We start from the raw sequence: 7569 nt of genomic DNA, 5'->3' as shown, positions 1-7569 counted from the left end.
CTTCGATTTTTGCCAATTGTTTTCGATCTAGAACGAGCTAATCAATTAAGTCTCTTGCCGGATAAGGATTTAGCCGATTTATGCCCCCTGATCGAACCATACCAAGTAACGAAGAACCTTAATACACATTTCCCTAACCACTGACGAACTTATTATCTGTCGGATAGGCTTCTAGCCTCTGCTTACTGGCAAAAGTGAGGGGCAGCCCGGGACAGACACTGATGCCAAAGGAAGAATAGACCTCTTGTAAAAATCAAAAATTGTTGTTAGGGTTAGGAGTCAGTAGCCGGTCGTCAGTAGTCAGGAGAATTAAGAATGAATAATAAGCAATTAAATGGTATATTTACAGATTTTATGCCATTTAATCCTTATTTTTGCCCTTTTTGAAACGTCAAAAATTAATTATGCAAGAGTTCTAGTCTTTAGTCAGAATATTTACTATCAGAGCAGCACAAGGCTGACGTTTAGGGGCAGGCTGCGATAGGATAAAAAAGTGCTAGATAAAAACTCCTCTCCCTTCTGGTCCTTAGTTGCGGGTCACTGGTTCAAGCTAATCTGTGGAGCTAGTTACCAGGATTTGCCCACGATTCGCAACCTCGCTTTGACCTATACTATCGCCGGGGCCGATTGTATTGATGTGGCCGCCGACCGAGCCGTGATTGTTGCGGCCAAAGAAGGCATCGAAACCGCCGAAAAAATCGCTGGATTATCTCCCAATCGACGACCTTGGTTAATGGTCAGTCTCAATGACGGGGAAGATCCCCACTTTCGTAAAGCTATCTTTAACCCGCAACTCTGTCCGGTCGATTGTCCCCGTCCCTGCGAAAAAATCTGTCCCGCTTATGCTATCGATAGGGGAGGAGTGATCGAACAGCGCTGTTATGGTTGCGGTCGCTGCTTACCCGTTTGTCCCCGGCAAATAATCGAGACAAAATCCCGTGTCTGTCAACCCCAAGAAATTATCCCCTTAATTATCGAAATGGGAGTCGATGCGATCGAAATTCATACCCAAGTCGGTCATGGAGAGGAATTTGCTCGACTCTGGCCAGCGCTCGCAACTGTCAGTAAAAACCTAAAAATCCTCGCCATAAGTTGCCAAGATCATGAATATATCATTGATTACCTCCACTATCTGCGAGAAACTATTTCACCCCTAAGCTGTCCTCTGATTTGGCAGACGGACGGCCGACCGATGAGCGGCGATATCGGCAAAGGAACCACCCACCCGGCTATTAACATGGCCAAAAAAGTCCTTTCCACCAATCTAGCCGGATTTGTGCAGTTAGCCGGGGGAACCAATGACCATACCGTGACCAAATTACAGCAACTGGGACTGAGAGAAAAAATCGCTGGTATTGCCTATGGAAGTTACGCCCGTTCATTGATTTTGCCAATTTTAGAGCATTTAGACCAGCCTAACCTTGAAAATGACCCCCAAGCCTACCAAGAAGCCGTTAAAGCCGCTTCTATTCTCGTTGCTCAATTAAAAGCCTAACCTTGGTCAAAAAACTATAATATTTTTTTGATTGACAACTAACCCCTAAATGTGTTAGACCCCAAGAAAATCTGGGAAATAAAAACAGCCAATTATCGCCAAAACCCTTTATTATTAATGCCAGAAACCCTACCCTCCTCTCGGATGCCAGTTACCGACGATTTAAACAAACTCTTGGCAATTCTACCCGCGCGGATTCGCGGCAAAATCGAGGAACACCCGCGGCAGCATCAACTGATCGAAGTAGTTATGGATTTGGGACGCATACCAGAAGCGCGTTTTCCCGATGGGGCGATCGATCTGGGGGACGAACCGATCTCAAAAGAAGAAATCCAGTATTCGATCGCCAGGGTGGGCAGTTTTAGCGGCGATAATCGCGCCGGGATTGAACGCACCCTGCACCGCATCAGTGCCATTCGCAATCGAGACGGGGAAATTATCGGTTTAACCTGTCGTATCGGTCGGGCCGTTTTCGGTACGATCACCCTGATTAACGACCTAGTGGAAACGGGTAAATCCCTGCTCTTGCTCGGTCGTCCGGGGGTAGGGAAAACCACCGCTCTCCGGGAAATTGCCCGAGTTTTAGCCGACGATCTCAATAAACGGGTAGTGATTATCGACACCTCCAACGAAATCGCCGGAGATGGAGATATTCCCCATCCGGCCATCGGTCGCGCTCGTCGGATGCAGGTGGCCCGTCCGGAATTGCAGCATCAGGTCATGATCGAAGCGGTGGAAAACCATATGCCGGAGGTGATCGTGATTGATGAGATCGGTACGGAATTAGAAGCTCTGGCCGCCCGTACGATCGCCGAACGCGGGGTGCAGTTAGTGGGAACCGCCCACGGCAATCAATTGGAAAATTTAATTAAAAATCCGACTTTATCGGATTTAGTCGGGGGAATTCAGGCAGTAACTCTCGGAGACGAAGAAGCACGCCGCCGGGGTTCTCAGAAGACCGTTTTAGAACGCAAAGCACCGCCCACCTTTGAAATTGCCATCGAAATGTTGGAACGTCAGCGCTGGGTCATCCACGAAGACGTATCCACTACTATCGACCAACTGCTGCGGGGCCGCGAACCAATTGCTCAAATCCGTTGGGTAGATGAGGAGGGAAAAGTACAGGTCACTCAGGAAGAACCAAAACCGGAAAAGTTGACCCCTTTGCGCGGCAATTATCTGCCGGAAATGGATAAACCCAAGGGATGGCGGGCCGATGGCCGGATGACTCCCGTGGACCGTTTTGGTGCAGGCCCACTCAACCGGGAAAACGATTTCGATCGCCTCCTCGAACAATCCTGGCTGCAGGAAGAACCGGAAACGGAAAAAGTCCGCGTCCCCGGTCCCAATGGCGAAGATTGGCCGGTTTATGTCTATCCCTACGGAGTCAGTCGCGCCCCGATCGAACAGGTAGTACAGGCCCTAGATTTGCCGATCGTTTTGACCAAAGATTTACAGGAGGCCGACGCAGTGCTGGCCCTGCGTTCCCACGTTAAAAATCAGTCAAAATTGCGGCAAATTGCCAAAGTAAGACAAATTCCCATCCACGGCATCAAATCCAATACCATGCCCCAAATTTCTCGGGGTTTAAAGCGGATTTTGGGCATTGATGACCCGATGAATCAGGAAGGTGCAGATCTGCGTTTATTTGCCCGCAGCGGCAGCGATGACGAGATCGAAGCTTTGGAGGAGGCCCGGTTAGCGGTGGAACAAATCGTTATTCCTACCGGCCAACCGGTGGAGTTACTGCCGCGATCGGCGAAAGTGCGGAAAATGCAACACGAATTAGTCGAGCATTACCGTCTCCAATCCGATAGCTTCGGAGAGGAACCGAATCGCCGTATTCGCATCTATCCAGCTTAGGAGTCGGGAATTTGCAGCGACGCACGCTCATCATTATCGGTACCGGGGCGGCGATCGGTGCGGTGGCCGTCCGGATTATGCCCGTCGGGGAATTCTCTATCCCTATCTTACCCATCCAGAGCCATCGGGTTTTAACTTCTTAAATTGGCTCTGGAGGGGGAATAGTCCCACCCCCGGCACTTGGAAGTTAGAAAAGGCCAATTTTTGGGCAGCAGGGGCTTTTGCTGCTTTATTAGGGAAAATTGCTCACTTAGAATCAAACCCTACCCCCACCGAAAAACTTTTTGCCGCAAACCCTAAATATAACTTAACTCAGTAAAAAAGACTTATTCGGATGGACAAGAAAGCCTTTTTTCAGCGCCTCTCGTCCTAATAACATCCGAAAACCCATGACATCGCGATTAGTCAAGGTTAATTCGATCGCCCATTGACGACCGCCAAGTAATACACTAGTTCTAATAACAGGACGTAGTTGACTTTGACCCCCAGAATTTTTTACCTGTCGCCATTCGAGGATTTCTGCGCTGGTGGTGACAGTGTGGTGACTATCTTTTTGGTAGGGATGAACTTGAAAGCGCAGCCAATTGCGATCGCCATCTCGAAAAGGGTGGAGATGAAAAGCGTGTAGGGCCGAGGAGCGAGCGCCTGTATCAATCTTGGCCTTTATTTTGGTAATGCCTAAATCAGGTAAATCGAGCCATTCTCGCCAACCGATGATGATTTTATCGGGTTTCATCCGTCTATTTAGGGTCTGCTGAAAAAGTTTTTCCTAGGGGCAGGGTGTAGGGTGTAGGGTGTGGGGTGTGGGGTTTTACCGATTTTGAGGTAGTCAGTTACCTAATTTTCAGGGAAAAAGTCCCTGAATTTTACCCCCGATCACCCCCAGGTCCGGCACTTTTTGATTGACAAAAAGTCTAAAAGCCTTATCCAACAAAGTTTTTAGATTTATTCAGCAAGCCCTATTTAGTTTTTTCTTCTTCAATCTCCCGCTGCATTTGGGCGATTTCTTCGGGAGTCATCGCTTCCAGGCGTTTTTTAAAGACGGCATCTTCGTAATCCTTGCGCTGTTTGCCGTAGGTCATATTATCGGTGGCAACTCGAAACAGATAGGTAAAAATCCAACCGATGACACCACCCACCAACACCGCTTGACTCCAAATTCCCGCCGAAGCACTATCTAAACCGGTTTTTTGTAGGATAATGTAGAGGATGCCGCCCACAGCAAACATCCCGATACCAATCCCGATGACATCGATGCGTCTCATGGGTTTTTTTGGTTGATAACTTAAGCTTTTAGGGTACGACGTTGGGGACGGAAGTTAAGGAAAGGACTTAACAACAGCATCCCGGGGAAGAAAAAGCTCATCAGAAAGTACATAAACCCTCTTTCCCAAGAAGAAGCCACATACCAGCGCGTATTGAGGTAGTAGTAGATAACGGCGGGAATGACGAGCAAATACAAGACACTGAGAGATAGGTAGATCAGGGCGATGATAATTGTTTCTTGCGTCAGAATTGATTGCATAAGGATTGATTTTTCTCAATAGCTGTCGGTGAACGGCAATTCACCTGCTGATTATTTTACCCCCTCTTTCCCCCTTTGTGGCGATCGAATTGGCGGGCTAAAATAATTTACTGAAAATACTCTTGCTAATTAAATTATTTGTGATATGATAAAAAATTGTCGGTTAAATAACGGGGGCGTGGCGGAATGGTAGACGCTACGGACTTAAAATCCGTTGAGCCTTATAAGCTCGTGAGAGTTCGAGTCTCTCTGCCCCCATCGATCGAAGTCTATATTTAGGGTTTGCTGAATAAATCTAAAAACCTTGTTGGGTAAGACTTTTAGACTTTTTTTCCCTCAAAAAGTACCAGGCATGGGAGTGATCAGGGGGAAAATTCCGGTACTTTTTCCCTGAAAATTAGGTAGTTGACCACCTGAAAATCGGTAAAACCCATCCCCCATCCCCCATCCCCCATCCCCCAACCCCCAACCCCCAACCCCCAACCCCCACCGAAAAACTTTTTCAGCAGACCCTATTTAAACTGAGTATTGGGTATTTTAGTACAAATGCCCAAACTGCCTTTCCCTGCCCCCAGGAAAAACTTTTTCAGCCAGCCCTATCTAAAATATCCAATAATTCTAGGGGATGATCAATGAGATGATCGGGGTTAAATTGAGTGAGAATTTGAGGGGAATTAAAGCCCCAAGCGACGGCCACCACTTGCACTCGACTTTTTTGGGCAGCAGTAATATCTCTAGTTTCATCGCCGACATAAATCATTTCATCGGGACAGAATTTATTTTGTCGGATCAGGCGATCAATAATTTTGTGTTTGCCGAATAAAGGCGTTCCCGAATAGATAAAATCAAATAAACTTAAGAGTTGATTATTTGCTAAAAAGATGGTGACGTTTTCTTTGGTATTAGAAGTTATTATTCCTAATCTATAGCCTCTTTCTTTAAGAGTGGCGAGGCAGTGATGCCAGCCATGGAAAGGTTTCAGACATTCAATTTGTTTATTTAATTCCCGTTTAACTCGATAGAGTAAAAAAGGGATTTTAACGGGGGAAACTTGGGATTGTTTAATAATTTCTTGGGAACTAAGGTTTTTTAGTCTGGCCAAATCTTCCTCGTTGATGGGTTGATAACCGAAATTTTTAGCCAAACGATTGACAATCTCCACGAAAGTATCGTGGGTATCGGCGATAGTACCATCAAAATCGAACACTACTACTTTAATTGTCATCTTGTACGGGGTGAGGGGAATGAGCTAAATTAGCTTGGGCATTACGTCGCCACTGCTGGGGTTTGATTCGACGCAGGGCCGACGAGATGAAACGACGATCCCACTCCTCTATAGTTAGATTAGCTAATTCATCCAACCTTGGCGAGAGGTTTTCCGGACGAGGTTGAAAATCCTCCACGTCGGTAACTTGGGCAAAACGTTGATTCCAAGGACAGACATCTTGACAGATATCGCAGCCAGCTACCCAACCTTGTAAATTCTTGGCAATTTCTGTAGGCAAAGTTACAGCACGATTTTCGATGGTATGGTATGCAATACAGCGATTAGCATCCACCACATAGGGACTAACTATTGCTTGGGTGGGACAAGCGCTTAAACAACGGCTACAGGTGCCACAATGGTCACTATGGGGTTGATCCGGTTCTAAAGGTAAATTAGTTAATATTTCTGCTAAAAACACCCAACTGCCGTAATTGCGGGTAATTAAATTACCATTCTTGGCAATCCAGCCGATCCCTGCTCTTTGCGCCCAGACTTTATCCTGTACCGGTCCGGTGTCCACATAGTAACGGGTTTGAATTTGCTCCCCCTGACTTTCTAACCATTGACTGAGGGCTTTTAATTTTTTACTTAATACTTTGTGATAATCCCGTCCCCAAGCATAACGGGAAATTTTGCCATGGTTTTGCTCTTGACTGTGTTGCTGGGGGGTGTAGTAGTTAAGGGCGAGACCAATTAGCGATCGCACTTCTGGCCAAAGAGTTTTGATATCCTGTCGTTTCGGGTTAGTCATCCAATCCATATCAGCGTGATAACCCCGCTCTAACCAGCTTTTTAGATGGGATACCGCCGAGTCTTGGCTGTCCACAGAGGCAATACCGACCCCATGGAAGCCCAACTCTAGAGCTTTTTCTTTGATTTGTGTTTCTGTCACCATAGAAATATCTTAAGTCAAGTATTTGTAACAATTATTGGCAATTATAAATTTTTTGTTACGTAATGGGCTGGTAAAGAGATAAGACTGACTGGTACTTGGGTAGTACAATTAGAGTAAGAATTAAAACAAATAACCATGGCTCAACCGATTACCATCGAAGATATCTATAAACTTTTTGAGAAAACTAACGAAAAGTTTGAACAATCACGCCAAGAATACGATCGCCGGGCTGCTGAAGCCAAGGACGAAGCCGATCGCCGGGCGGCTGAAGCCGATCGCCGTTTAGCCAAACTAGAGAAAACAGTGGCTAATACCAGTCGTGCTGTGGATAGTTTAACCACTCGCTGGGGAAGATTTGTCGAGGAATTAGTCGAACCTGCTGTTATTGGTTTATTTCGCCGCAAGGGTATCGATGTTAAAGAAACCTACAGTCGTGCCAGGGTAAAACGGCAAGGAATAGCCATGGAGATTGACATTTTAGCCGTCGATGAAACCGAGGTAGTTTTAGTAGAATGTAAGTCTCG

9 protein-coding genes and 1 tRNA gene are annotated in these 7569 nt (G+C 46.4%); 5 read left to right on the top strand and 5 right to left on the bottom strand.

Annotation, left to right across the window (positions count from 1 at the left end; translation table 11 throughout):
- The first annotated feature begins 493 nt into the window (after window positions 1–493).
- From ldpA to EWV84_RS18875, 3 genes are all read left to right on the top strand, one after another.
- A complete protein-coding gene (ldpA, locus tag EWV84_RS18885; protein ID WP_287079317.1) occupies window positions 494–1495 on the top strand; it encodes a circadian clock protein LdpA in 1002 nt (333 codons plus the stop codon).
- 117 nt (window positions 1496–1612) lie between these two features.
- Complete coding sequence (locus EWV84_RS18880; protein ID WP_502705768.1) at window positions 1613–3358, top strand: R3H domain-containing nucleic acid-binding protein; 1746 nt, start codon at window positions 1613–1615, stop codon at window positions 3356–3358.
- Window positions 3359–3369: 11 nt separating this feature from the next.
- On the top strand, window positions 3370–3501 hold the full coding sequence (locus EWV84_RS18875; RefSeq protein ID WP_287079313.1) for a hypothetical protein: 132 nt from the start codon (window positions 3370–3372) through the stop codon (window positions 3499–3501).
- A gap of 164 nt (window positions 3502–3665) precedes the next feature.
- Here EWV84_RS18875 and EWV84_RS18870 read toward each other — a convergent pair whose 3' ends face one another.
- From EWV84_RS18870 to ndhL, 3 genes are all read right to left on the bottom strand, one after another.
- A complete protein-coding gene (locus EWV84_RS18870) occupies window positions 3666–4094 on the bottom strand; it encodes an ATP-dependent zinc protease family protein (protein WP_286824010.1) in 429 nt (142 codons plus the stop codon).
- A 223-nt stretch (window positions 4095–4317) separates the two neighbouring features.
- Complete coding sequence (locus EWV84_RS18865; protein ID WP_158199343.1) at window positions 4318–4623, bottom strand: DUF3007 family protein; 306 nt, start codon at window positions 4621–4623, stop codon at window positions 4318–4320.
- 20 nt (window positions 4624–4643) lie between these two features.
- Window positions 4644–4883 (bottom strand): NAD(P)H-quinone oxidoreductase subunit L, encoded by a 240-nt coding sequence (ndhL, locus tag EWV84_RS18860; RefSeq protein ID WP_002732218.1) that lies wholly within the window; start codon window positions 4881–4883, stop codon window positions 4644–4646.
- 172 nt (window positions 4884–5055) lie between these two features.
- Here ndhL and EWV84_RS18855 point away from each other — a divergent pair.
- Window positions 5056–5141, top strand: a tRNA-Leu gene (locus tag EWV84_RS18855).
- A 328-nt stretch (window positions 5142–5469) separates the two neighbouring features.
- Here the strand turns inward: EWV84_RS18855 and EWV84_RS18850 are convergent.
- Both EWV84_RS18850 and queG read right to left on the bottom strand, forming a co-directional pair.
- A complete protein-coding gene (locus EWV84_RS18850; protein ID WP_287079312.1) occupies window positions 5470–6108 on the bottom strand; it encodes an HAD-IA family hydrolase in 639 nt (212 codons plus the stop codon).
- Window positions 6098–7045 carry a tRNA epoxyqueuosine(34) reductase QueG gene (gene queG / locus EWV84_RS18845; protein ID WP_286824009.1) on the bottom strand — a complete coding sequence of 316 codons (948 nt, stop codon included), beginning with the start codon at window positions 7043–7045 and terminating at the stop codon, window positions 6098–6100. The genes EWV84_RS18850 and queG overlap by 11 nt, the downstream gene beginning before the upstream one ends.
- A 135-nt stretch (window positions 7046–7180) precedes the next feature.
- Between queG and EWV84_RS18840 the strand changes: the two genes are divergently transcribed.
- The coding region (locus EWV84_RS18840; protein WP_287079311.1) for a DUF3782 domain-containing protein at window positions 7181–7569 on the top strand (389 nt) is incomplete at its 3' end.

Source organism: Microcystis sp. M_QC_C_20170808_M3Col, assembly GCF_007095505.1.
In the GTDB taxonomy this organism is placed as follows: Bacteria; Cyanobacteriota; Cyanobacteriia; order Cyanobacteriales; family Microcystaceae; genus Microcystis.
Note: the sequence above shows the minus strand (reverse complement) of the source record. Positions and strands in the feature narration are given on the sequence as shown.